This window comes from Pseudomonas sp. GW456-12-1-14-TSB6 (assembly GCF_059424205.1).
The window spans coordinates 96,250-121,217 of sequence record NZ_JBWKZE010000012.1 but is presented as its reverse complement, the minus strand read 5'-3'; the positions used below and the strand labels follow the sequence as shown (position 1 = coordinate 121,217).

The 24,968-nt window shown below is 62.2% G+C and carries 13 protein-coding genes; 3 read left to right on the top strand and 10 right to left on the bottom strand.

The features are described 5' to 3' along the window. Positions 1-25 precede the first annotated feature (25 nt). From AC07Y2_RS13700 to speB, 5 genes are all read right to left on the bottom strand, one after another. Complete coding sequence (locus AC07Y2_RS13700; protein ID WP_039772538.1) at positions 26-751, bottom strand: MBL fold metallo-hydrolase; 726 nt, start codon at positions 749-751, stop codon at positions 26-28. A gap of 82 nt (positions 752-833) precedes the next feature. Beyond that, positions 834-2,213: a sodium:solute symporter family protein gene (locus AC07Y2_RS13695; protein ID WP_039772536.1), complete on the bottom strand. Its 1,380-nt coding sequence runs from the start codon at positions 2,211-2,213 to the stop codon at positions 834-836. Between the two features lie 93 nt (positions 2,214-2,306). After that, positions 2,307-3,818, bottom strand: coding sequence for a purine-cytosine permease family protein (locus tag AC07Y2_RS13690; RefSeq protein WP_007956582.1), 1,512 nt, complete (start codon positions 3,816-3,818; stop codon positions 2,307-2,309). A gap of 56 nt (positions 3,819-3,874) precedes the next feature. Further along, entirely contained in the window at positions 3,875-4,297 is a 423-nt protein-coding gene (locus tag AC07Y2_RS13685) for a YybH family protein (RefSeq protein WP_103385750.1), read from the bottom strand. A gap of 10 nt (positions 4,298-4,307) precedes the next feature. Further along, a complete protein-coding gene (speB, locus tag AC07Y2_RS13680; RefSeq protein ID WP_003222717.1) occupies positions 4,308-5,258 on the bottom strand; it encodes an agmatinase in 951 nt (316 codons plus the stop codon). A gap of 232 nt (positions 5,259-5,490) precedes the next feature. Between speB and AC07Y2_RS13675 the strand changes: the two genes are divergently transcribed. Both AC07Y2_RS13675 and AC07Y2_RS13670 read left to right on the top strand, forming a co-directional pair. Further along, positions 5,491-6,384 (top strand): LysR family transcriptional regulator, encoded by an 894-nt coding sequence (locus tag AC07Y2_RS13675; RefSeq protein ID WP_039772530.1) that lies wholly within the window; start codon positions 5,491-5,493, stop codon positions 6,382-6,384. A 4-nt stretch (positions 6,385-6,388) separates the two neighbouring features. Continuing rightward, the gene (locus AC07Y2_RS13670; RefSeq protein ID WP_103385749.1) at positions 6,389-6,982 is read left to right on the top strand and encodes a tRNA-uridine aminocarboxypropyltransferase; all 594 of its coding nucleotides are present in this window, start codon (positions 6,389-6,391) and stop codon (positions 6,980-6,982) included. A 137-nt stretch (positions 6,983-7,119) separates the two neighbouring features. Here AC07Y2_RS13670 and AC07Y2_RS13665 read toward each other — a convergent pair whose 3' ends face one another. From AC07Y2_RS13665 to AC07Y2_RS13655, 3 genes are all read right to left on the bottom strand, one after another. Then, entirely contained in the window at positions 7,120-8,481 is a 1,362-nt protein-coding gene (locus tag AC07Y2_RS13665) for an HlyD family type I secretion periplasmic adaptor subunit (protein ID WP_103385748.1), read from the bottom strand. A gap of 10 nt (positions 8,482-8,491) precedes the next feature. After that, positions 8,492-10,651, bottom strand: coding sequence for a type I secretion system permease/ATPase (locus AC07Y2_RS13660; protein ID WP_074691152.1), 2,160 nt, complete (start codon positions 10,649-10,651; stop codon positions 8,492-8,494). Between the two features lie 210 nt (positions 10,652-10,861). Further along, complete coding sequence (locus tag AC07Y2_RS13655) at positions 10,862-12,220, bottom strand: TolC family outer membrane protein (protein WP_074691154.1); 1,359 nt, start codon at positions 12,218-12,220, stop codon at positions 10,862-10,864. Positions 12,221-12,751: 531 nt separating this feature from the next. On the opposite strand from AC07Y2_RS13655, the gene AC07Y2_RS13650 reads away from it, so the two are divergent. Then, positions 12,752-20,656: a retention module-containing protein gene (locus AC07Y2_RS13650; RefSeq protein WP_103385747.1), complete on the top strand. Its 7,905-nt coding sequence runs from the start codon at positions 12,752-12,754 to the stop codon at positions 20,654-20,656. A 185-nt stretch (positions 20,657-20,841) separates the two neighbouring features. Here AC07Y2_RS13650 and AC07Y2_RS13645 read toward each other — a convergent pair whose 3' ends face one another. Then, on the bottom strand, positions 20,842-21,219 hold the full coding sequence (locus AC07Y2_RS13645; protein ID WP_103385746.1) for a DUF6124 family protein: 378 nt from the start codon (positions 21,217-21,219) through the stop codon (positions 20,842-20,844). Positions 21,220-21,685: 466 nt separating this feature from the next. Then, positions 21,686-24,799: a hypothetical protein gene (locus tag AC07Y2_RS13640; RefSeq protein WP_178082844.1), complete on the bottom strand. Its 3,114-nt coding sequence runs from the start codon at positions 24,797-24,799 to the stop codon at positions 21,686-21,688. Positions 24,800-24,968 lie beyond the last annotated feature (169 nt).

Below are 24,968 nucleotides of genomic sequence, written 5' to 3'. Positions count from 1 at the left end.
TGATCTGACTGAAGTACAGCAGGCCTCAAGCGTGCCGGCGCAACCATTCGTCAATCATCCCGCGCAGGTGCTCTCCGGAAAAACTGCCGAAGTGCCCGCCATGCACCGTGCGGATCTTCAACCCCTGCAAGCGCCGCAGGCTGGCGGCGTAGTCGTCGAGGTTGGAGTGGTAGGCGTCCTCGATCAACGGCCCGTCGTAAATGATGTCGCCGCTGAACAGGGTTTCGCTGGCCGCTTCGTAGAGGCTGATCCCGCCCGGTGAATGCCCCGGCGTGTGCAGCACCTGCAGCGTGCGATTGCCCAGGTCCAGCACATCGCCGTCCTCGACAAAACCAGTGGCCGGCGCCGCCTTGACCCGATATTCGGCGTAGCACAACGGGCAATCCGGGTGCGCGTCGAACATGTCGTCGCCGACGAAGGCCCGGCTCAGATCGTTCTCGCCATCCGGCGCCGCCAGAATGTCCGCCTCGGCCGGGTGCACCAGCCGTTCGGTAAATTCGTGATGCCCGGCGATGTGGTCGAAATGGCAATGACTGGCCACCGCCACCAGCGGCCGTTCGGTCAGCCACGGCAGTTGTTCGCGCAGGCTGACCAGCCCGGAACCGCTGTCGAGCAACAGATCCTTGTCCCGGCCCTGAACGTGCCACAGGTTGCAGCGATAGAACGGGCGGATGAACGGCTCGTGAATCAGCCGAATGCCGTCGCTAAGGTGCTGCACTTCGAACCACTGATCGCGAGAAACAATCTTCATAAGCACTTTCCTTGAGACGAAAAAAACGGGTGTGGCAACCGACGCCACACCCGCCGAAGAAAGTTGTTGCTACCGCTTCAGCTTAGATCGCGCTGGCCACCACGTTTGGGCGACGGGACATCAGGCTGACCACCACAAAACTCACCAGCCCCACAGCCAGGCTGTAGTAGATCGGCGTGTTGGCATCCAGACCATCCTTGAACATGAACAGCAGGGCGGTGGCGAAGCCCAGGCCCATGCTGGCGATGGCGCCGGCGGTGGTGGCGCGTTTCCAGAAGATCGCACCGATCAGCGGGATCAGCATGCCGCCCACCAACAGGTTGTACGCGAGGGTCAGGGCGCTGATCACGTCGTTGACCACCAGCGCGATGCCCAGCACCACGACACCGGTCAGCAGGGTGAACAGGCGGTTTACCCCCAGGCTCGACTGTTTGCCGCCACGCAGTTTCGGCAGCAGGTCTTCGGTCAGGGTGGTGGCAGCGGCGAGCAGGCCGGCGCTGGCGGTGGACATCATCGCGGCCAGGGCAGCGGCGATCACCAGGCCACGGATGCCATCCGGGAGCGACAGTTTGACGATGGCGGCGAAGGCGTTGTTGACGTTGTCCAGATCCGGGATCAGCACGTGCGCCGCCATGCCGATCAGGGCACAGGCCAGACCGTAAAGGATGCAGTAGATGCCCGCGAAGCTACCGGCGTACTGAGCCACTTTTTCGTTCTTGACGGTGAACACCCGTTGCCAGATGTCCTGACCGATCAGGATGCCGAAGAAGTAGATCATGAAGTAGGTGATGATCGTGTCCCAGCCGATGGTGGTGAAGCTGAAGGCGGTGGCCGGCAGTTTCAGCACCAGTTCGTCCCAGCCGCCGACGCGGTACAGGCAGATTGGCAGGAGGATGAACATCAGGCCGACGGTCTTGATGATGAACTGGACGATGTCGGTCAGGGTCAGCGACCACATGCCGCCGATGGCCGAGTAGATCACCACCACGCCACCGCCGAGCAGTACCGAGATCCAGAACGGCAGGCCGAACAGCACTTGCAGCACGGTGCCGATGGCGAGGATCGAGGTCACGCCGATCATCAGCGCGTAGGCCAGCATGATTGCCGCGCTGGCCGAGCGGGCCATCGGGTTATAGCGTTTTTCCAGGACCTGGGTAACGGTGTAGATCTTCAGTTTCAGCAGCGGCTTGGCGAGGAACAGGTTCAGCGCCACGATGCCGCAACCCAGTGCCGCGCACAGCCAGAAACCGGAGATGCCGTGCACGTAGCCCAGGCGCACGGTGCCGACGGTGGACGCGCCGCCGAGAACGGTCGCAGCCATGGTGCCCATGTACAGGCTCGGGCCTAGGTTACGCCCGGCGACCAGGAAGTCCTCGTTGGTCTTGGCCTTGCGCATGCCAAAGTAGCCGAGCAAGAGCATGCCGGCGGCGTAGATGAGGACGACGAATAAATCCAAAGCCATGATGGCGTGTCTCCGATTGTCTTTTTTATGGTGAAACAAAATTGGTTCTATGAGGCTGCCCTTGTGGGAGCAAGCCCGCTCCCACAAGGTTGATCAGGCAGCCTGACGCAGCGCCGCTTCAGCCGGCGCATGCGCGCCTTTGCTGCGGGGATCCTTCGGGCCGTAGACCAGCGCCGGCTCCGGGAACAGGCTCAGCAGCATCAGGTACATCACCGAGGCCAGCCCGAGGGTCACCAGCAGGCTGATGTCGATGCCGCCGGCCAGCTCACCCAGCGGACCCACGAACTGCCCCGGCAGGTTGACGAAGCACAGGCCGACCGCCGCGCTCGGGATCCACGCACCCAGGCCGCGCCAGTTCCAGCCGTGGCTGAACCAGTAGCGTCCGCCTTGCTCGCCGCGAGTAAACACTTGCAGGTCGTCCGGGCAGTAGAAGCCGCGACGCACCACCAGGCCGATGATCATGATCACCATCCACGGGGTGGTGCAGGTGATGATCAGCACCGCGAAGGTCGACACGCTCTGCACCAGGTTCGCCGCGAAGCGCCCGATGAAGATGAAGGCAATCGACAGCACGCCGATCAGCAGCGTCGCCTTGACCCGCGACAGCAGACGCGGGAACACGCTCGACATGTCCAGCCCGGTGCCATACAGCGACGTGGTGCCGGTGGACATGCCGCCGATCACCGCAATCAGGCACACCGGCAGGAAGAACCAGCTCGGCGATACCGCCAGCAGACCGCCGACGTAGTTGTTGGCCGCGATGTAGTCCGGCGCCTGGATCGCAACGATGGTCGCCGTGGTCAGGCCGAACAGGAACGGGATGAAGGTGGCGATCTGCGACAGAACCACCGCCGCCATGATCCGCTGGCGCGAGGTTTCACGCGGGATATAACGGGCCCAGTCGCCGAGGAACGCGCCGAAGGAAATCGGGTTGCTCATGGCTACCAGCGCGGCGCCGATGAACGCGGCCCAGAAGCCCGGCTGGCCGAGGCTGACGGTGCCGGCGTAGTGCGAATCGAACGGGCCGGCGAAAGCGAAGATGCCCAGCAGGAACAGCAGGCTCGCGCTCCACACCGCGACCTTGTTCACCCACAGCAGGAAGCGGAAGCCGTAGATGCACACGGTCAGCACCAGAATCGCGAACAGACCGTAGGCCAGGCCCAGGGTCAGGTCGGTTTCCGGCAGGCCGATCAGGCGTTTTGCACCACCGATCAGCGCATCCCCCGAACTCCACACCGAGAGCGAGAAGAAGGCGATGGCGGTCAGCAGCGACAGGAACGAACCGACGATCCGCCCGTGCACGCCGAAGTGCGCACCGGACGACACGGCATTGTTGGTGCCGTTGAGCGGGCCGAACAGGCCCATCGGTGCAAGGATCAGCGAGCCGAGCAGCACGCCCGAGACAATCGCCCAGACGCCCGCCTGAAAGGACAGGCCGAACAGCACCGGGAAACTGCCGAGCACGGCGGTGGCAAAGGTATTCGCGCCGCCAAAGATCATGCGGAACAAGTCCACGGGACCGGCGGTGCGTTCGTTGTCCGGGATCTGTTCGACCCCGTGGGTTTCAATCTGCGTAAGGCTTTGGTCTTTGTTGTTGTTATTCATGATCTGCTCCGATCATAAAGGCGCGCCTCATCGTGTGTGAGGCGTCACCTGTTTGGCTAAGGGGATGGCAGCCCTTCCGGCATTGCGGACAAATGTTCGTGGCAGGCCAGCCAATGGCCTTGTTGTTCTAGGCTCGACGCTTGTTTTCTGAAAACAATCGTCTCGCGCTCCTGGCTGAAGTGTTGCTCCCCTTGCATGCGCAGCTCGGTGGCCACGTCATGGATGAAAATCGCCACGTCACCCTGCAGGCTGACGAAGGCGTTGCTCGAGGTGCAGGACAGCACCTCGAAGCCATCCTCGGCGCGCCAGTTGTCCCACAACGCCTGATAGGCATCGCGCGACAGCAAGGGCTGTTCGAGGGTGTAGAACACAAAGCTCGCATCGGCGCTGAACGCGCCGAAGTAGGCTTCGCGATCGTTGCGGGCGAAGGCGGACACCAGAGCGGCGGCCGCTTTCAGAACCTGATCACGTTCGTTCATGACCCGACCCTCAGCGGTGGACCACGCCCGGCAGTACGCAGAGCATTTCGTACAGCAGGTTGGCGGCCAGCAGCGAGGTGTTGCCGGTGGTGTCATAAGCGGGCGAGACTTCTACCAGATCGCAGCCGATCAGGTCGAGGCCCTGGCAGCCGCGAACGATTTCAATCGCCTGAATGGTCGTCAGACCACCGATTTCCGGGGTGCCGGTGCCTGGCGCCCAGGCCGGGTCGATGCCGTCGATGTCGAAGCTCAGGTACACCGGGCCGCCACCGACTTTCTCGCGCACTTCAGCCATCAGCGGCGCCAGCGACTTGTGCCAGCACTCCTCGGCCTGAACGACGCGGAAGCCCTGATCGCGGCTCCAGTTGAAGTCGTCGGCGGTGTAACCCTGCGCCCGCAGACCGATCTGCACCACGCGGTCGCAGTCCAGAAGACCTTCTTCGACCGCACGACGGAAGGTCGTACCGTGGGCGATTTTCTCGCCGAACATGTGATCGTTGACGTCAGCGTGGGCATCGATATGCACCAGACCGACCTTGCCGTGCTTTTTGTGGATCGCACGCAGGATCGGCAGGGTGATGGTGTGGTCGCCACCCAGGGTCATCGGGATCACGTTGTGCTCGAGGATGTTGTCGTAGGCTTCTTCAATGATGCGCACGGCGTCGAGCAGGTTGAAGGTGTTGATCGCCACGTCACCGATGTCGGCAACCGACAGCGAGTCGAACGGCGCAGCGCCGGTGGCCATGTTGTACGGGCGGATCATCACCGATTCGGTGCGGATGTCGCGCGGCCCGAAGCGGGTGCCGGGGCGCAGCGAAGTACCGATGTCCAGCGGCACGCCAACGAAGGCGGCGTCCAGACCGGCAGCGGTCGGTACATGGGGGAGTCGGAGCATGGTGGCGATGCCGCCGAAGCGCGGCATTTCGTTGCCGCCCAGTGGTTGGTGAAGAATCTTGTCCACGGGTAGGGCCTCATCGTCTTTGTTTTATTTATGTCGGCACGCCGTATTCGCAAGGTCACGGGCACCGCTGTGGGCCGATTCTGCGAAATGTAGTGGGGCGGAAGAATCGCTACGGGCAAATACTTAGTTCAGAAATTTCTAAACTAATGCGAGGGAGATGGATAGACTTCTCGCTGATCGTTCCCACGCAGAGCGTGGGAACGATCTATGGGGAACGATCCTTGGAGTAGACATGGCCAACGCTTTACCCGACCTGAAACTGTTGCGCATCTTCGTCAGCGTCGTGCGTCATCAGGGGTTTGCCAACGCGCAGCAGGAACTCAACCTGTCGACCTCGGCGATCAGCACCTACATGAGTCAGCTCGAAGCCGCGCTGGGTCTGGTGCTGTGCCATCGCGGGCGCGGCGGTTTCAGCCTGACCAGCAAGGGCGAGCTGTTCCATCAGGAAACCCTGCGCCTGCTCGCGGAGCTTGAAGGTTTCGAGCAATACGCCGCGGCGCTCAAGGGCGAGTTGCGCGGCACGCTCAACCTCGGGGTGATCGACTCCACGGTCAGCGACAAGGCCTTGCCGTTCGCCGAAGCCATCGGCGCCTACAGCCAGGAACACCCGGCGGTGCATCTGCATTTGTCGGTGATGAGCCCGTATGAGCTGCAACTCGGCGTGCAGGACAATCGTCTCGATCTGGCCATTGGCGCGTTTTCCACGCGCATGAGCGGTCTGGTGTACATGCCGCTGTATCGCGAACAGCATTGGCTGTATTGCAGCAACCGGCACCCGTTGTTCAACGAGCGGCGGATTCCCGAGCAGGTCATCACCCAGCAACGCATGGTCGGTCGCGGTTACTGGAGCCAGGCGGAACTGGCGCGCCACGGTTTCAAACACAGCGCCGCGACCGTGGAAAGTATGGAAGCGCAGCTGATTCTGGTGCTGTCCGGCGCCTACATCGGTTACCTGCCGGAGCACTACGCCCAGGCCTGGGCCGACAAGGGTGATCTGCGGGTGCTGCTGCCGGCCACCTTCGGTTATCAGGCGCCGTTTTCCATGATCATGCGCCGTGGCCGCAGCCGCGAGCCGCTGATCCAGACCTTCCGCGATCTGCTCAAAGCGCAGCTCAATCAGGCATAAGAACATGTCCAGACCCCAATGCCCGCGCTGCCTGCGCCCACAAACCCATTGCCTGTGCCCGCTGATCCCCAGCCTCGACAGCCGCACCCGGGTGTTGCTGTTGCAGCACCCGAGCGAGGTCAATCACGCGCTCAACACCGCACGGCTGGCAGCGCTCGGGTTGAACAATGCCGAGCTGATCGTCGGTGAGGTATTCGAGGATTTGCCCGCGCTGCTGAATCGGCCGGGGTATCGGGCACGGTTGTTGTTCCCGGCGGACGATGCGCAGCCGATGCAGGCTTACGCGGCTTGCGATGAACCGCTGTTGCTGGTGGTGCCGGACGGCACCTGGCGCAAGGCGCGCAAGATGCTGCACCTCAATCCGTTGCTGGCGGCGTTGCCACGGGTGACGTTGGCCCAGGGCGGGGTTTCGCGGTATCGGCTGCGCAAGGCTCCGGAGCCAGGGGCGTTGTCGACGATTGAGGCGATTGTTCAGGCGTTGCAGACGCTGGAAGCGCCGGCCTCGTTCGAGCCGTTGCTTAAACCGTTCGAGGCGCTGATCGAGGGGCAGATTGCGGCGATGGGGGAGGAGACTTTCCAGAAGAATCACGGAGGCTGATCGCCTGATCGTTCCCACGCTCCGCGTGGGAATGCCGCCCGGGACGCTCCGCGTCCCTTCGAGACGGTGACGCAGAGCGTCACTGGATGCATTCCCACGCAGAGCGTGGGAACGATCAACGTGAGAGCGATCAATCACTAGCGCTCGCGCATCGCCTCGGTCCGGGCTTTCAGCACCGGTTTGAGCAGGTAATCCAGCACACTTTTCTCCCCGGTAATGATGTCCACCGTCGCCACCATCCCCGGAATGATCAGCAGAGGTTTCACATCCCCGCCCAGATGGTTTTTGTCGGTGCGCACCTGGATCAGGTAGAAGCTGTTGCCCTTGTCGTCGGTAATCGTATCGGCGCCGATCAGTTCAAGCTTCGCGCTCAGGCCGCCGTAGATCGTGTAGTCGTAGGCGCTGAACTTGACCATGGCTTTCTGGCCCGGATGCAGGAACGCCACGTCCTGAGGGCGGACCTTGGCTTCGATCAGCAGGTTGTCTTCCAGCGGCACGATTTCCACCATGTCACTGCCCGGCTGCACCACGCCGCCGATGGTGTTGACCTTCATTTGCTTGATCACCCCATGCACCGGCGAAGTCACGGTGGTGCGGCTGACGCGGTCGTCGATGGCGATGCTCGAAGCAGTGATTTTAGACAGGTCGGTACGTTTCTCATTGAGCTCCTTGGCCGCTTCGGAGCGGAATGTCTGTTCCGATTCGTCGATCTTGCTGCGGATCTCGGCGATGGCCGATTCGGCGCGGGGAATGGCCAGGGTCGTGGCGTTCAGGGAACCGCGGATTTCCACGGCACTGCGCTTGAGCCGCAAGATCTCCACCGGCGACACGGCACCGGTCTTGACCAGCGGTTCGGACATGTTCATTTCCTGATTGACCAGCGCCAGGCTCGAACTGTATTGCCCCTGTTTCGAGCGAAACTCCGCCAGTTCCTGAGTCTTCTGCCGCAGTTGTTCGCTGAGGGTTCTCTGTTCGCTGGCCAGCCGCCGCTGCCGTTGTTCATACAGCGAACGCTCGTCCTCGGCCACTTGCGGCGCCTTGGCGATCACTTCGTCCGACAGCTTGAACGGCCGGCCCTCTGCTTCGGCGGACAAGCGTTCGACCTGCGCGGTCAAGGCATAACGATCGGCCTCGCTCTCACCCTTGTTCGACAGAAACCGCGTGTCGTCCAGGCGCAGCAGTTTGTCGCCCTTGTCGACCATTTGTCCTTCGCGCACGAAGATCTCGGTGACGATCCCGCCCTCCAGGTTCTGGATCACCTGGACCTTGCTCGACGGAATCGCCTTGCCTTCGCCCATGGTCACTTCCTGCAACACCGCGAACTTGGCCCAGACCAGCGCACTGATCAGCAGCGCCGCCGCCAGCCACACGGTGATGCGCGACCAGCGTGGCGAATCCTGCAGCGAGGCACCGGCGGTTTCCGGCATGAATTCGGCTTCGGCGCTTTTACCGAAGCTGTCGAAATAACCGCGGGATTTTGAAGGTGAGGAAGCAGACATGGGGTAACTCCTAGACCGCTGCCGAGCCGACCCGGCCCTTGCGCAACGCATCGATGACCGCTTCTTTCGGACCGTCGGCGACGATCCGGCCGTTGTCCAGCACCAGCAACCGGTCCACCAGGCTCAGCATTGAAGTGCGGTGGGTGACCAGCAGCAAGGTTTTGCCCTGCACCCACCCGTGCAGCTTCTGGCGCAGGACGTCTTCGCTGCTGTTGTCCATGGCGCTGGTGGGTTCGTCGAGCAGCATGATCGGCGGGTCGAGCAACAGCGCCCGCGCCAGCAACACTGCCTGGCGCTGGCCGCCGGAAAGCAATTGCCCGCGCTCGCCCACCGGCCGGTCGAAGCCTTGCGGGTGCTGGCGGGCGAGCTCGGTGACGCCGGTCAGTTCGGCCACTTCGAGCATCCGTGAATCGCTGATGTAGCGGGCGCCGAGGGTCAGGTTGTCGCGCAGGCTGCCGGCCAGCAGCGGCAGGTCATGGGCGACGTAGCCGATCTGCTGGCGCAGGTCGGCGACATCCAGTTGCCGCAGGTCGAGGCCGTCGAGCAGCAACTGGCCTTCGTCCGGTTCGTAGAAGCCCATCACCAGTCGCGCCAGGGTGCTTTTGCCCGAGCCGCTGCGGCCGATGATGCCGATCCGTTCGCCGGGTCTGACGCTGAAGCTGACGTTGCTCAGGGCCGGGGCGTTCTGGCCGTTGTAGTGGAAGGTCACCGCGTTGGCGTCCAGCGCACCTTGCAGTTGCGTGCGCTCCAGTGGCCGCTGTTTGCCGTCGCGTTCCTGAGGCAGCGACATCAGCGCATCGGTGCTTTTCATGGTCAGTTGCGCTTGCTGGTAACGAGTAATCAGCCCGGCGATCTGGCCCAGCGGTGCGAGCACGCGGCTGCCGAGCATGTAAGTCGCTACCAGCGCGCCGACGCTGAGGTTGCCGGCGATGATGCTGTAGACCCCGGCCACAATCGTCGCCATCCCCGAAAACTGCTGGATGAACAGCGTGCCGTTGGTGGCCAGCGCCGAGAGATTACGGGCATGGCTGTCGAGGCGGGTGAGGGCGCCGTGGGTGCTCTCCCATTTGTGCTGGCGCTCGCTTTCGGCGCTGCAGGCCTTGAGGGTTTCCAGGCCGCCGAGGGTTTCGATCAGCAGCGCCTGACGCTCGGCGCCGAGGCTCAGGCTTTTCTGCACGGTGTCGCGCAGGCGGACCTGAATGATCATCGCGAACACGATCGTGATCGGAAACGCCAGCAGTGGAATCACCACCAGCCAGCCGCCGAGCAGGCCGATCACCACCAGCATCAACACCACGAAGGGCAGGTCGATCAGGCTGGTCAGGGTCACGGCGGTGAGAAATTCGCGCAGGCCCTGAAAATCATGAATGCTCTGGGCGAAGCCGCCGATGGTCGCCGGCCGGGCTTTCATCGCCATGCCGGTGATGCGTTCGAATAAAGTTGCGGAAAGGATCACGTCGGTTTTCTTGCCGGCAGTGTCCAGCAAGTGCGCGCGCACCACCCGCAGCACCAGTTCGAAACCGGTGCCGATCAGCAGCCCGATGGCCAGCACCCACAGGGTCGACGTGGCCTGGTTCGGCACCACGCGATCGTAGGTCTGCATGACGAACAGCGGCACCATCAGGCCCAGCAGGTTGATCAGGAAACTGGCGAGGATCGCGTCGCTGTAAAGCCATTTCGACAGCTTCAGGGTGTCGCGAAACCACGCCTGCACCCGTGGCACCAGCGGCGAGCGCAGGTCTTCCAGTTCATGCCGTGGCCGGGCGAACAAGGCTTGGCCGCTGTAGTGTTCGGTGAGTTCTTCACGGCTGACCCATTGCTCGCCGCCGTCGGCTTCGCTGGGCAGGATCAGCGCCTTGCCGTCTTCGCTAAAACGCCGCAGCACTGCCGTGCGCCCGTTGCCCAGCAGCAACAGCACCGGCAGGTTCAGCGGTGAAATGTCCTTGAGTTCCCTGCGCAGCAAGCGCGCCTGCAACCCGGCCCGGGCTGCGGCGCGGGGCAGCAGGTCCAGGCTCAGGCGTTGTTTGTCCAGGGGCAGCCCGGCGCTCAGGCTGGCGCGACTGACCGTCGCGCCATGCAGTTTGCAGAGGATCAACAGACCATCGAGCAACGGGTCATCGAAGCTCAGCCGCGGATCGATCCCGGTGTTACCGGGTTGCATGCTGGTCATATTGATCGCTCCCGTTGAACTGGCTCGGCTATCCACATCAACCCTGTGTTGATCGTTCCCACGTCGAAGCGTCGAACCGTACTGATCGTTCCCACGCTCTGCGTGGGAATGCCTCTAGGGACGCTCTGCGTCCAGTGACGCGGAGCGTCACGGGCTGCATTCCCACGCAGAGCGTGGGAACGATCAAAAACACAGCCTTCGGCAGTGTGGTTATTTCAGCTCGGGCAAGCGCGCTTCGTTTTTCACCTCGGTCGCGGCAATCGCATCGGCCGGCAGCACCACCCGTTGCTTGCTCAACAACTGGCCCATGTTCGCCAGCACGCGGTACATCGAGTATTCCTCGGTGTAGCGGATTTCGGTGTAACGACGGTTGGCGTTGTACAGCTCGTTTTCACTGTCGAGCACGTCCAGCAGGGTGCGCTGGCCGAGGCCGAACTGATCCTGATACGCAGCGCGCACACGCTTGGTGGTCTCGGCGTATTCGCGGGCGGTCGGGGTCTGTTTCCTGGCGTTGAGCATGGCGTTCCAGGCCAGGTGAATGTTCTCGTTGAGCTGGCGCAGGGCGTTGTTGCGGATGTCCATCGCCTGGTTGATCTGGTGCGCGTCGGAGGCCAGTCGCGCCTTGTCGCTGCCGCCACGGAACAGGTTGTAGTTCATCACCACACCGACCCGCCATTCGTTGTCGTGACCTTCGTCGCCCTGCACGTTGTTGTTGGCGCCGACCGCCGCTTCCGCGTCGAAGCGCGGGTAGAACGGCGACTTGGCGACTTCGTACTGACTCTCGGCCGATTGCACGTCGGCCTGGGCGGATTTCAGATACGGGTTGTTCTCGACCATGCTCTGTTGGGCTTCAGGCAAGGTGGCGGGCAATTCGCCGCGGGTCGAGGCCGGGGTTTCCAGCTCATCCGGCATGCGCCCGACCACGCTGTAGAAGTTCGACTCGGCATCCGCCAGATCGACTTCGGCGGTGTCGAGGTTGTTTTGCGCCAGCGCCTTACGGGCCACCGATTGATCGGAGTCGGCGGTGCTGCCCACCCCGCGCTCGGTGCGCAGGCCAATCTGGTCGTTGACGCGCAAGTGCGCCTGCAGGTTGTTCTTGGCCAGGGTCACCAGTTCGCGACGCTTGAGCACTTCGAGGTAGACCTCGATGGTGCGCAGGGCCAGGTCCTGGGCGGTGCCTTGCGCGTAATAGGCACGCGAGTTGGAAACGCCCTTGGTGCGCTCGACTTCGTTGGCGGTGTTGAAACCGTCGAACAGCATCTGCCGCAGCCGCAGCTCGGACTGGGTGTAATTGAGGATTTCGGTGTGGTGGTTACCGAAGGCCCGGGTGTTGGTGTTGTCGCTGTAGCCGCGCCCGTAAGCAGCGTTCAGATCCACCGACGGATAGAAGCCGCCCTTGGCGACCTTCACCTGTTCATCAGCCGACAGGCGCGCATCCACGCGCGAGGCCAGTTCGGGGTGGGTGGCGATGGTGCTCTGAATCGCCTCGGTGAGGTTCATGGCCTGGGCTTGGGAAGTGCAAGCCATGGCCAGCAAAACCGCGCTGCAGAGGGGGGTTAGTACGCGCATGGGTGCATCTCCCTGAGTCCTGATGGTGTTCCGCTGTCGCCAATTTATTGACGATATTTTTAGTAGAAAGCGTTTCATGCCTGTAACAACAGAGCTAAGAACATCCTGAAGCGTAGCTAAGAAAAAATTTTCATAAGGGTTATGCCAAAAAAAACTTATGCGGTTCGCCAAATCCAGCACATTGTTCCACTCGAAAGCCTTTGTTTTATGCGCTTTAGGGAGCACAGAAAGGCTTGAGGAAAGTTCCACTCACTTTGCGACATACGGCGAAGTACTGCTAAAGGGGAGGGACGCGTAGCGGCTGATGAGCGACAGATTTTTGTCACTCGGGTGATTCACCACCGTTACGTAGCGCTAGTGGGCCTGCTGCAGTGAACAGAGATTCCAAGTGCCTGATGGCGCTGGCATTTCTGGATTTGCGCAACCTGCGAAACGAACTGTCGAGGTGCGAGCGTCGCCCCGACAACCCGCTTGAGCCATGGGCTGCTTCGCGAACCAGCGCCGACGGTGGTCGGCAGCGGAGGAATGCACATGGCAACGCTCATCGGGATCGTCACTAAAGTCATTGGTCAGGTTTTCGCTCAGTCGGCGGACGGCTCTCGTCGCGCACTGGTCGAAGGCGATCGGCTGTTTGCAGGGGATCAATTGATCACCGGGGCGCAGGGGGCGGTTGCCGTTCATCTGCAAAACGGCCAGGAACTGACCCTCGGCCGCGACAGCAGCCTGACCATGACCGGCCAGTTGCTCGCCGATCAGGCGGCCCACGTCAATGCACCGGAAGCGGTGACCCCGAGCGAGTCGCAACTGACCGACGTCGAACAGATCCAGAAAGCCATTGCCGCTGGCGATGACCCGACCCAAACCGCCGAAGCGACGGCGGCTGGTCCTGGCGCCACCGGTGGTGCGCCGGGCGCGCTGGGTGGCGGCCACAGTTTCGTGTTGTTGACTGAAGTGGCGGGCCGGGTCGATCCGGTCATCGGTTTCCCCACCGCCGGTTTCAATGGCATTCCCGAGTTTCCCGAAGAACGCCACAACGCGGTGATCAACAACGGTGACGACACCGCGCCGATCGCTCCACCACCACCGCCAGTCAACAATCCGGTCACACTCACCGGACTGTCGGTTGCCGGTGGCGAATTGAATCTCAACGAAGCCAATCTGCCCGACGGTTCCGCCGCCAACCCTGGCGCGCTGACCCAGACCGGCAGCTTCACGGTGTCGGCGCCGGACGGTCTGAGCAGCCTGAGCATCGGCGGCATCAACGTGATCGTCGGTGGTGTGCCGATCGGTTTCCCGCAATCGATCACCACGCAACTGGGCAACACCCTGACCATCACCGGCTACAACCCGGCCACCGGCACGGTCAGTTACAGCTACACCCTCAACGGCAACGAAACCCACGCGGCGGGCGACGGTGCCAATAACCTCAGCGAGCAATTCACCGTGATCGCCGGCGACAGCAATGGCGACACCGCCACCGGCACGCTGGACGTCAACATCACCGACGACGTGCCGAAAGCGTTCGATGACAACAATGGCACGGCATCAGAGACCCAACTGACCCTGACCGGCAACGTCCTGACCAACGACGTGCAGGGCGCCGACCGCGTACCTGTCGGCGAAAACGCCGGCCCGATCACCCCCGGTACCTTCATCGGCACTTACGGCACGTTGGTGCTGAATGCCAACGGCACCTACACCTACACGCTCAACACCAGTGATGCGGACTTCAAGAATCTGCACGGCGGCGGCAACGGCACTGAAACCTTCACCTACACCATCACCGATGCTGACGGCGACACCAGCACCGCCAACCTCGTGCTGCAGATCCACAACAACGACGACCCTGTAATCATCAACGGCCTCGACGTGAATGGCGGCGAGCTCACCGTCTACGAGAAAAACCTCGGCGACGGCAGTAGCCCTGACGCTCCAGCCCTGACCCAAAGCGGCACCTTCACCATCACCGCGCTGGACGGCGTTACCACGTTGACCATTGGCGGCATCGCTGTAGTCACCAATGGCGTGGCGGCAGGCTTCCCGCAATCGGTAACCACGCCCTTGGGCAGCACGCTGACCATCACCGGCTTCAACGCGGCGACCGGCGTCGTCAGCTACAGCTACACCCTGGTCGACAACGAAGCGCACCCGAACGCCAACGGCGCCAACGTACTCAATGAGCAGTTCGCCGTGACCGTGGTCGACGACAACGGCACCACCGCCAATGCCACGCTGGACGTGAACATCGTCGACGACTTGCCAAAAGGCGTGGACGACAGCAACGCCGGCACCGCCTCGGAAACCAATCTCACGCTGAGTGGCAACGTCCTGACCAACGACGTGCAAGGCGCCGACCGCGTACCTGTCGGCGAAAACGCCGGCCCGATCACCGCAGGCACTTTCACCGGGACTTACGGCACTCTGATGCTGAACGCTAACGGCACTTACACCTACACCCTCAACACCAGCGACGCCGATTTCAAAGCGCTGCACGGCGGCGGCAACGGCACCGAAACCTTCACCTACACCATCACCGATGCTGACGGCGACACCAGCACCGCCAACCTGGTGCTGCAGATCCACAACAACGACGATCCGGTAATCATCAACGGCCTCGACGTGAATGGCGGTGAACTCACCGTCTACGAGAAAAATCTCGGCGACGGCAGCAGCCCCGATGCGCCAGCCCTGACCCAAAGCGGCACCTTCACCATCACCGCACTGGACGGCGTCACTACGCTGACCATCGGCGGCATTGCCGTGGTCACCAACGGTGTGGCGGCAGGCTTCCCGCAATCCATCGTCACTCCGTTGGGCAGCACCCTGACCATCACCGGTTTCAACGCCGCCACCGGCGTCGTCAGCTACAGCTACACCCTGGTCGACAACGAAGCGCACCCAACCGCCAACGGCGCCAACGTGCTGAATGAGCAGTTCGCCGTGACCGTGGTCGACGACAACGGCACCACCGCCAACGCGACACTGGACGTGAACATCGTCGACGACCTGCCAAAAGGCGTGGACGACAGCAACGCCGGCACCGCTTCGGAATCCAGCCTCACCTTGAGCGGCAACGTCCTGACCAACGACGTGCAAGGTGCTGACCGTGTACCAACCGGCCCGAATGCCGGCCCGATCACCGCCGGCACCTTCACCGGGACTTACGGCACCCTGGTATTGAACGCCAACGGCACTTACACCTACACGCTGAACACCAACGATGCGGATTTCAAAAACCTGCACGGCGGCGGCAACGGCACTGAAACCTTCACCTACACCATCACTGATGCCGACGGCGATACCAGCACCGCCAACCTGGTGCTGAACATCCACAACAACGACGATCAGGTGTACCTCAATGGCCTCGACGTCAACGGTGGCGAGCTGACTGTCTACGAGAAAAACCTTAGCGACGGCACCAGCCCCAACACCCCGGCACTGACCCAGAGCGGCACCTTCACGGTGACAGCCCTCGACGGTCTGCAAACCCTGACCGTGGGCGGTATCGCCGTGATCACCAACGGCGTCGCGGCCGGCTTCCCGCAATCGACCATCACCCCGCTGGGCAGCACGCTGACCATCACCGGTTACAACCCGGCAACGGGCGTTGTCAGCTACAGCTACACCCTGGTGGATAACGAAACCCATCCGACCGCCAACGGCGCCAACAGCATCACCGAGAACTTCAACGTGGTGGCGACGGACACCGACGGCAGCACCGCCACCGGGCAAATCAACGTCAACATCATCGACGACCTGCCGACCGCCAAACCCGACGCGACGTCGGTGCAGGAGGGCGGCACCGTCAGCGGCAACGTGCTGGACAACGACATCGGCGGCGCCGACGGCCCGGCAGCCAGTGGCGCAGTAGTGGGCGTGCGCGCCGGTTCCGACACCTCGACCTCTGCCATCGGCGGCCTCAACAGCAACATCAACGGCACCTACGGCTACCTGACCCTCGACGCCAACGGCAACGCGGTCTATCACAGCAACCCGAATGCCGTCAGCGGCCCCGGCGCGGTGGATGTGTTCACCTACACCGTGCGCGATTCCGACGGTGACGAAAGCACCACCACCATTACCATCGACGTCTACAACAGCAAACTGTGCGCGGTCAGCGACACCGACGTCACCGTCTACGAAAAAGCCCTCGATCTGACCAAGGACGGCCAGGATCTGGCTCCTGGCACGGTCACCGGCAGCGATCCGAACAGCACCGGGGAAACCGCGTCCGGCACGCTGGTCGGCTCGGTCACCGGCGCGGTCGGTGCAATCAGCTATGCGCTGGTCGGCAGCGCCACCGGCAACTACGGGCAGATCGTGCTCAACCCCGACGGCACGTACACCTACACCCTGACCTCACCGGCCAGCACCACCCCGCACGCCGATGACGGCGCCAACACCCTGACCGAAACCTTCACCTACCAGGCCACCGATTCGCTGGGCAACATCGTCACCAGCACCATCGTGGTCAACATCGTCGATGACGTGCCGAAGGCGATCAACGACAGCAACGCCAGCACCGCGTCGGAAACCCAGTTGACCCTCAACGGCAACGTGCTGACCAACGACGTGCAAGGCGCCGACGTGGTGGCGACCGGCCCGAATGCCGGCCCGATCACCCCCGGCACCTTCACCGGCACTTACGGCACCCTGGTGCTGAATGCCAACGGCACGTACACCTACACGCTGAACACCAACGATGCGGATTTCAAAAACCTGCACGGCGGTGGCAACGGCACCGAGACCTTCACCTACACGCTGACCGATGCCGACGGCGACACCAGCACCGCCAACCTGGTGCTGAACATTCACAACAACGACGATCCGGTGGTCCTCAACGGTCTCGACGTGTATGGCGGCGAGCTGACCGTTTACGAGAAAAACCTCAGCGACGGCACCAGTCCCGACACCCCGGCGCTGACCCAGAGCGGCACCTTCACCGTCACCGCCCTCGACGGTCTGCAAACCCTGACCGTGGGCGGCATCGCCGTGATGACCAACGGCGTGGCGGCCGGCTTCCCGCAATCGACCGTCACCCCGCTGGGCAGCACGCTGACCATCACCGGTTACAACCCGACCACCGGCGTGGTGAGTTACAGCTACACCCTGGTGGATAACGAAACCCACCCGAACGCCAACGGCGCCAACAGCATCACCGAGAACTTCAACGTGGTGGCGACCGACACCGACGGCAGCACGGCGACCGGGCAGATCAACGTCAACATCATCGACGACCTGCCGACTGCCAAACCCGACACCGGCTCGGTGGCGGAGGGCGGCACGCTCAACATCAGCGTGCTGGGCAATGACATCAGCGGCGCAGATGGCGCGGCGATCGTGGTTGGCGTGCGCGCCGGCGGCAACACCGCGACCTCGGCCATCGGCGGCCTCAACAGCAACATCAACGGCAACTACGGTTACCTGACCCTCGATGCGGCCGGCAATGCGGTCTATCACAGCAACCCGAACTCGGTGAGCCCGCCGGGCGCCACCGACACCTTCACCTACACCATCCGCGACAGTGACGGCGACGAAAGCACCACCACCATCACCGTCAACGTCGCCGACAGCAAACTCGTGGCCTCGACCGATCAGGACGTGACCGTCTACGAAAAAGCCCTCGACCTGACCAAGGACGGGCAAGACCTGGCCCCCGGCACGGTCACCGGCAGCGACCCGGGCAACACCGGCGAAACCGCGACCGGCACGCTGGTCGGTTCGGTCAGCGGCGGCAGCGGGGCGATCACTTACACCCTGGTCGGCAGCGCCACCGGCACATACGGGCAGATCCAGCTCAACGCCGACGGCACCTACACCTACACCCTGACCTCGGCGCCGAAAACCACGCCGAACGCCAACGACGGGCCGAACACCCTGAGCGAAAGCTTCACCTACAAAGCCACCGATGCGCTGGGCAACAGCACCACCAGCACCATCGTGGTCAACATCGTCGACGACGTGCCAAAAGCGGTGGCGTCGGATCGTTCGGTGGCGGCGGTGGAGATCGATTCCAACATCCTCATCGTCCTCGACATCTCCGGCAGCATGGCCGACGCCTCCGGCGTGCCGGGCCTGTCGCGGCTGGAGCTGGCCAAGCAGGCGATCAGCGCCTTGCTCGACAAGTACGACGATCTGGGCGATGTGAAAGTGCAGCTCGTCACCTTCAGCAGCAACGCCACCGACCGCACTTCGGTGTGGGTCGATGTCGCGACGGCCAAGACCCTGCTGGCCGGCCTCAGCGCGGGCGGCGGCACCAACTACGATGCGGCCGTGGCGACCATGTACAACGCGTTCAACACCTCGGGCAAACTCACCGGGGCGCAAAACGTCGGCTACTTCTTCTCCGACGGCAAACCCAACGAGGGTGACATCGGCACCGCCGACGAAGCGACGCTCAAGGCGTTCCTCGATGCCAACAACATCAAGAACTACGCGATCGGCCTGGGTAGCGGCGTGAGCAACGCCAACCTCGATCCGCTGGCGTATGACGGCATCACGCACACCAACACCAACGCGGTGGTGGTCACCGACCTCAACCAGCTCAACTCGGTGCTGTCCGGCACGGTAGAGGGCGCTCCGGTCACCGGTTCGTTGATCGGCGAGGGCGGCACGTTCGGCGCCGATGGCGGGTTCATCAAATCCATCGTGGTCGACGGCACCACCTACACCTATGACCCGAAAGCCAACGGCGGCCAGGGTTCACTGGTCGCCAGCGGCGGCGCCAACCACGGCACGTTCAACACGGTGAACAACACCCTGAGCATCGCCACCAACAACAGCGGCACCCTGGTGGTCAACCTCGACACCGGTGACTACAGCTACACCTCGCAGAAAACCACCGCTGTGGTGATCACCGAAAACATCGGCTTCACCCTCAGCGACAACGACGGCGACCTCGCCAGTTCGACGCTGACCGTAAAAGTGATCCCCAACGCGCCTCCGGTGGCGGCGGACGACCACATCATCACCAACGTGCTGTCGGGCAACATCGTGGTGCCGGGCGAACTGTTGCTGGCCAACGACACCGACCCGAACGGCGATACCCTCAACGCCACGCCAACCTCGTTCAACACTGGCTGGGTCTCCAAAGCGGCAGACTTTACCGGCAGCGGCGCGATCAGCTTCACCGGCACCAACGCCAACACCGCCGCCAACCAGAACCTGGCCAACGTGCGTAACTCGTTCAGCGCCAACGCCGCCACCATGACCGCCGTGCTGGTGGTCAGCGGCTACCTCGGCGCAGTGACCAACACCAACGCCAACGATGAAGACCGCATCACCGTCAACCTGCGCCAGGGCGAAACCCTCAACCTGGACCACAACCTGGCGGCCGGTCACATCACCATGGAGTACTCGATCAACGGCGGCGCCTACATCGCCCTCGCGGACGGCCAAACCCTGACCGCGACGTCCGATGGCGTCTACCAGATCCACATCACCAACATCAGCAACACCACGGGCAGCAACGCCAACGCGGCGGAGAACTACCAGCTGACCATGACCCTCAACTACGCCGGGGCCCACGACATCACCCCGGACTACCACGGCACCTACACCGCCAACGACAACCATGGCGGCAGCGACACGGCGAACGTGACCATCAGCTATCAGGACGGCCACACCCTCACTGGCACCTCGGGCGATGACGTACTGGTGGCCGGCACCGGCGACAACATCATCAACGCCGGCGACGGCAACGACGTGCTGACCGCAGGCTCCGGCAACAACGAACTGCACGGCGGCGCCGGCAACGACTTGCTCTACAGCGGCCCGGGCAACGACCTGCTCGACGGTGGCACTGGCATCGACACCGCCAGCTACGCCCACGCGACCGCCGGGGTGACGGTCAACCTCGGCCTGCTCGGTGCGCAAAACACCCTTGGCGCCGGGACAGACACCCTGACCGGTATCGAAAACCTCGTCGGCTCGAACTTCAACGACACCCTCACCGGCGACAACAATAACAACGTGATCAACGGCGGCCTGGGCAACGACATCCTCAATGGCGGCGGGGGCGATGACCTGCTGATCGGCGGGATGGGCAACAACACCCTGACCGGCGGGTCGGGTGCCGACACCTTCCAGTGGCTCAAGGGCAACAGCGGTCACGACCTCGTCACCGACTTCACCCCCGGCACCGACAAGCTCGATCTGTCGCAACTGCTGCAAGGTGAAAACGGCACGTCGGCGTCACTGGATGACTACCTGCACTTCACCGTCACCGGCAGCGGCGCCTCGCTCATGACCAGCATCGACGTCAGCGCCATGGCCGGCGCCACCCCGAACCAGACCATCGACCTGGCCGGCGTCAACCTGGCCAGCCACTACGGCGTGACGCCGGGGGCGGGGGGCTTGATCGCCAGCGGGCACGACACGGCGACGATCATCAACGGCATGCTCAATGATCATTCGTTGAAGGTGGATACGGTTTGATCTGAACGCTGAAACGACAAAACCCGCCGCCCCGATCAAACGGGACGGCGGGTTTTTCTTTGCGCGTAGATCGTTCCCACGCTCCGCGTGGGAATGCAGCCCGGGACGCTCCGCGTCCCAAACAGCGGACGCAGAGCGTCCATTGAGGCATTCCCACGCAGAGCGTGGGAACGATCAGGCGGCGATCAGGCTACAGCGGGCGCCTCAGCCTTCAGTTCCAGATTATCCAGCACCCGATTCACCGCCAGTTCCCCCAGCATGATCAACTGCGCAATCCCCAAAAGCACATGCCGCTGCGAGCCGTCCACCAGCCCGGCGAAGTCATTGGCCATGACCTTGGCCGAGGTCAGGGTTTCGCAGGCGTCGGCCAGCAGTTCTTCGCTGTCGATGCCGGGAGCGATGAGGTAGCGGGCGTTGGGTTTGAGCAGCGGTTTGCGGGGGAGCAGCGGATTGAGGTAGTGATCAAGGGCGCGTTCGGCGGCTTCGTGGAATTTCTTGGAGTCGAGGGTTTCGTAGGGGGAAGTCGAATCGACTTCGGGCGGGTTTGGCGTGGGTTTGATCATGGCGAATCTCCGTGATTGGATTTAGCCGCCACGACTCATCGCTAAACAAGTAAAGGTGGCGGCTGTACGCAGGTTAGCGATCCGGGTCACAGAAACCCCGGGTAGACCCGAAGGTCTCCCACGCACAGCCACCATTACGCCAAGTGCAGAGAAGAGACTGCAATCGGGATTGGGCAATTGTTGCGTCTGTAGGGAGTCGGATCGCTAAACCCGATCGCTGTTTTTCAGCGACCGCCAAACAATAGAACCCGCCCCCAAGGCGCACAAGCCGGCGGATTCTGGCGGATGCGTAGGCAAAGGCGCAAGGTTGCGTGGCTTTGCGGACATAACCTTCAACACTATTCAACAAGTGCCTTGGCTTGACCCGAAACGACAAAAGCCGCCCTCCCGGTTGAAGGGAGGGCGGCTTTCTAGGTTGTGACTGGAAAATAAATGCGTCCCCTTCTTCTCTTTATTTTATCTTTCTTTATTCAGCTCCGATGATCGCGAAATTGAAGCCGCCTGGTGCTTGGATGGCCCCGTTGTGCGCCGTAGCGGAAAGATTGATGCCGAGACGTACAGGTATGTCTCGAGTGGGCTGAAGGGGGATTCGCCACCGCCCGCCCCCAGCGACGATGGTCGATCCGTCAAATTTGTACCCTGCATTTGTATTCGAAACCTCGCCCCTCACCTGTCGATTCGCGGGTCCTTCGCCGAGGTCTACTTCAATCTCGAACGTGACGCTGCGCTGCGTGAGTTTTAGCGCTTGGCCTGAAGAAATCATGACATTGTTCGCATAGACACCCATGATCTTTGGCGCCTGTAGCACCTTCTTGACTACGGTGTACGGGGCTGAAATCGGATTATTTCCGTACAGAGCTTCTGCGCGAAATGTATACGTCCCTGCAGGGCCGATACCCAAATATGCTTCCCAGCCGCCGTTCGACCACGCCTGCGTTTCCACGGATGAGATCCCGCCTGTTACCCGTACAGACAAGCCTGGCGTTGCGGTGCCCTTGATACGCACGACCGAATCCTTTGCTGAATACTCCCACGTGGTCCCTCCGTTCGGGACAACAGTGTTTTCATAGCCGTATAACTCCGTGATGGTCGGTGGATCGGCAACGACTACCGTTAACAACCAATCATTGCTCCAGAGAGGGATGCCCGAGTACAAGCGTTTCGCAACCAGACGGCGAGGGCCCAATGCCAGCGGGAACGTTTTTTCCCAGATGCCGGTTGTCCGGTCTGCGATTGCCGTGTCGATGACGACGGCGGTGGCTCCGCTTCCCTCCCAAATCTCTACACTCTGCCCTTTGCTGGCCTTGCCGCTCACCGTCACGGTGGGGCTGACGGTTGTTTCGCCTTGCAGGATTTCCTTGCCTTTGTCGTCCAGAATCTTGTCGATGGTCGGTACGACCACAGGCGTCACGGTGAAATTCCGCTCATCCGAGACCTGCCCCGACCCATAACCCGCCTTGGCCGTGAAGCTGTGCAGTGTTTCGCTCAGCCCGGTGACCGTTTTGCTCCAGATCCCGGTGACCGGGTCTGCGGTTGCGTCGCCTTTATCGGCGTTACCATCCAGAATTTTCACGTTCTGGCCCTTGGCGGCCTTCCCCGCCAGGGTGACGGCCGTTTCCACGGTGGAACTGTCTTGAGGTATGTCGGCCCCGCTCGGCGAGCCCATGACCGAAGTGATTTCCGGTTTGTCATCCGCCGCCGTCCCTACGACAAACTTCAACGGATTCGAATGACTGGTCTTGCCCGTCGCATCCCGAACGATGTGATAGCGGATACTCAACTGTTCATCGCGATGGGCCTCAAAATACTGCCGTACAAACTCCGCATCGAGCAGAAATTTCACGGCTTTGCCGGCACTCAGTGAGTTGAGGGTTTTGCTGTCCGTAAACAGCAGCACATCTTGGGCATCATGCAGTCGCCAGTGCACCACATCCTTGGGCAGGGTCGGGTTATTGACCGGGTCGGGGCAGGTGACTTCGCTGATGCCGTTGGGCAGATCCTTGGGTTCAAACGTACCGTCCTTTTCACCGAGCAGGATGGCCCGAACCAGCTCAAACTTCGGCTCGCCGATATTCAACGGCGAGGCTGGCGGGGAAGGCCTGCGAACGATCTCGCCGTTCTCGTCTTCGCTGAGCACCTCGTACCACACCACCAGGGTGCCGCCTTCGCCGGGTTTCAGGTGCTCGGGGCCTGGCACCAGGACGATGAAACCTTCGAGGTCTTCGGCCTCCGGTGGGGTCGGAAAGACCCAGTCCAGTTCGGGCTCGAAAACGGTGTCATCCGGAAGGGTAATGCTCCAGTGAATTTCAATGGCGTTGTCCGGGGTGATCAGCGGATCGTAGGGGATGCGGACGATCACGTTCGGCAAGTCTGGATTCAGCGCTCCTCCCACCTCACTTTCGACGATGGGGGCTGCCAAGCGTGTGGGCTCGCCGATGATATTGATGAAACGGCCTCTGGAGCGCTGAATGATGCTGTCGCCACGTTCCAGGTCGAAGAAAAACACCCCCTGGGTTTTTGCCAGTGCCCGGGCACCGTCGTTGTCCATCGGTACCGGGACCACCAGCGGTGGTTTTTTGTCGATGGTCTTGCGGGCATCGACCTGGATGCTTTCGCCGTCGAGGGTGGTGCCCTGCATGTGCATGATGATGGTGTCGCCCTGGTTGTAGTCATCGGACGATGCTGCAAAGACCTGGAGCAACAATGGCTCTTTATCCAACTGATCGACGTCGAGTTCGTTCCCGTCGGCCTGCTCAAGAATCGGCGCATCCAGCCGCGAGTTGCCGGTGTCGACGACGATGCGCGTTGCCTTGCTCCAGTCCTCGGAATCGTTGTCTGCAAAGTCCCTGACGAAGGATGCCACCGCGAGCCCCTCGCTTCCGGAGTCACCCTTGTCAAGGATGATGTCTTTGCTGATGTGGATGATGATAGGGTTCTTCACCGGGTCGTCGATCTGCTCCTGGATGACCGGCTCCGACGGCTCCAATTTGCCGCCCCAGCTCACCCAGCTCACGTCGCCGACGGCGATGTCGGGGTACGGCAGACTGGAGCGGCTGCCGGGTTTGGCCACGACCAGAACGTCCACACCGTTTTCGGCGGTGTCCTTGTCGACACCGTCCTGGACAATTTCCGCCGGCCTGAACGCTACGTGCAGGTTGGAGTGCCCCTGCCCGGGATCGGTGTCCTGGCCGGCGGGGATTTCCAGTTTGACCTTGAGTTTGAGCGGTGGCGTAAAAGGCTCTGGCGCCTGGTTGTAGCGCGTCACCCGATAGGCCAGATCCCAAGAGCCGCTTTGAAAAATGCCCGGTGGGACGAACAGGGTGGCACGCTGGGTCAGTTCGGCGGGCTGGGTTATGGTTAGACGATCGACCATCTTGTCGTTAATCAACAGCTCAACCTTGTCGAGCAGACTTTTGTTTGACCAGACCGGGATCTGCACTTTCATGCCCAGAGTGGGGAAGTTGAGCAGCGCGGCGGCGCGGTTGATGGCCCACTCTCCGCTCGGCAGCAGCTTGGCGCCGGGGATGTCTGGGGCGAGCAGGGCGAGTGTGCCAATGGCTTTTTTGGGTTGGACGAGCATGGCGGGAACTCCTGCCGAAAAATATGGACGGTGGAGTGATTGAGCGATCAAACGGGTCATTTGGCTACTGTCAGATCTGACAGGTGGGAGAGGTTTTTCGACCGACGGTCGCACACGTGTACTTCTGGTCAGGCGGTTTTGCTCAGGCGCCGGTCATAACGAAAACGGC

Excerpts from the sequence above, each read along its gene's own strand:
- AC07Y2_RS13700 (WP_039772538.1), bottom strand. The coding sequence starts at position 751 with ATGAAGATTGTTTCTCGCGATCAGTGGTTCGAAGTGCAGCACCTTAGC.
- AC07Y2_RS13695 (WP_039772536.1), bottom strand. The coding sequence starts at position 2,213 with ATGGCTTTGGATTTATTCGTCGTCCTCATCTACGCCGCCGGCATGCTC.
- AC07Y2_RS13690 (WP_007956582.1), bottom strand. The coding sequence starts at position 3,818 with ATGAATAACAACAACAAAGACCAAAGCCTTACGCAGATTGAAACCCAC.
- AC07Y2_RS13685 (WP_103385750.1), bottom strand. The coding sequence starts at position 4,297 with ATGAACGAACGTGATCAGGTTCTGAAAGCGGCCGCCGCTCTGGTGTCC.
- AC07Y2_RS13675 (WP_039772530.1), top strand. The coding sequence starts at position 5,491 with ATGGCCAACGCTTTACCCGACCTGAAACTGTTGCGCATCTTCGTCAGC.
- AC07Y2_RS13670 (WP_103385749.1), top strand. The coding sequence starts at position 6,389 with ATGTCCAGACCCCAATGCCCGCGCTGCCTGCGCCCACAAACCCATTGC.
- AC07Y2_RS13665 (WP_103385748.1), bottom strand. The coding sequence starts at position 8,481 with ATGTCTGCTTCCTCACCTTCAAAATCCCGCGGTTATTTCGACAGCTTC.
- AC07Y2_RS13660 (WP_074691152.1), bottom strand. The coding sequence starts at position 10,651 with ATGACCAGCATGCAACCCGGTAACACCGGGATCGATCCGCGGCTGAGC.
- AC07Y2_RS13655 (WP_074691154.1), bottom strand. The coding sequence starts at position 12,220 with ATGCGCGTACTAACCCCCCTCTGCAGCGCGGTTTTGCTGGCCATGGCT.
- AC07Y2_RS13650 (WP_103385747.1), top strand. The coding sequence starts at position 12,752 with ATGGCAACGCTCATCGGGATCGTCACTAAAGTCATTGGTCAGGTTTTC.
- AC07Y2_RS13645 (WP_103385746.1), bottom strand. The coding sequence starts at position 21,219 with ATGATCAAACCCACGCCAAACCCGCCCGAAGTCGATTCGACTTCCCCC.
- AC07Y2_RS13640 (WP_178082844.1), bottom strand. The coding sequence starts at position 24,799 with ATGCTCGTCCAACCCAAAAAAGCCATTGGCACACTCGCCCTGCTCGCC.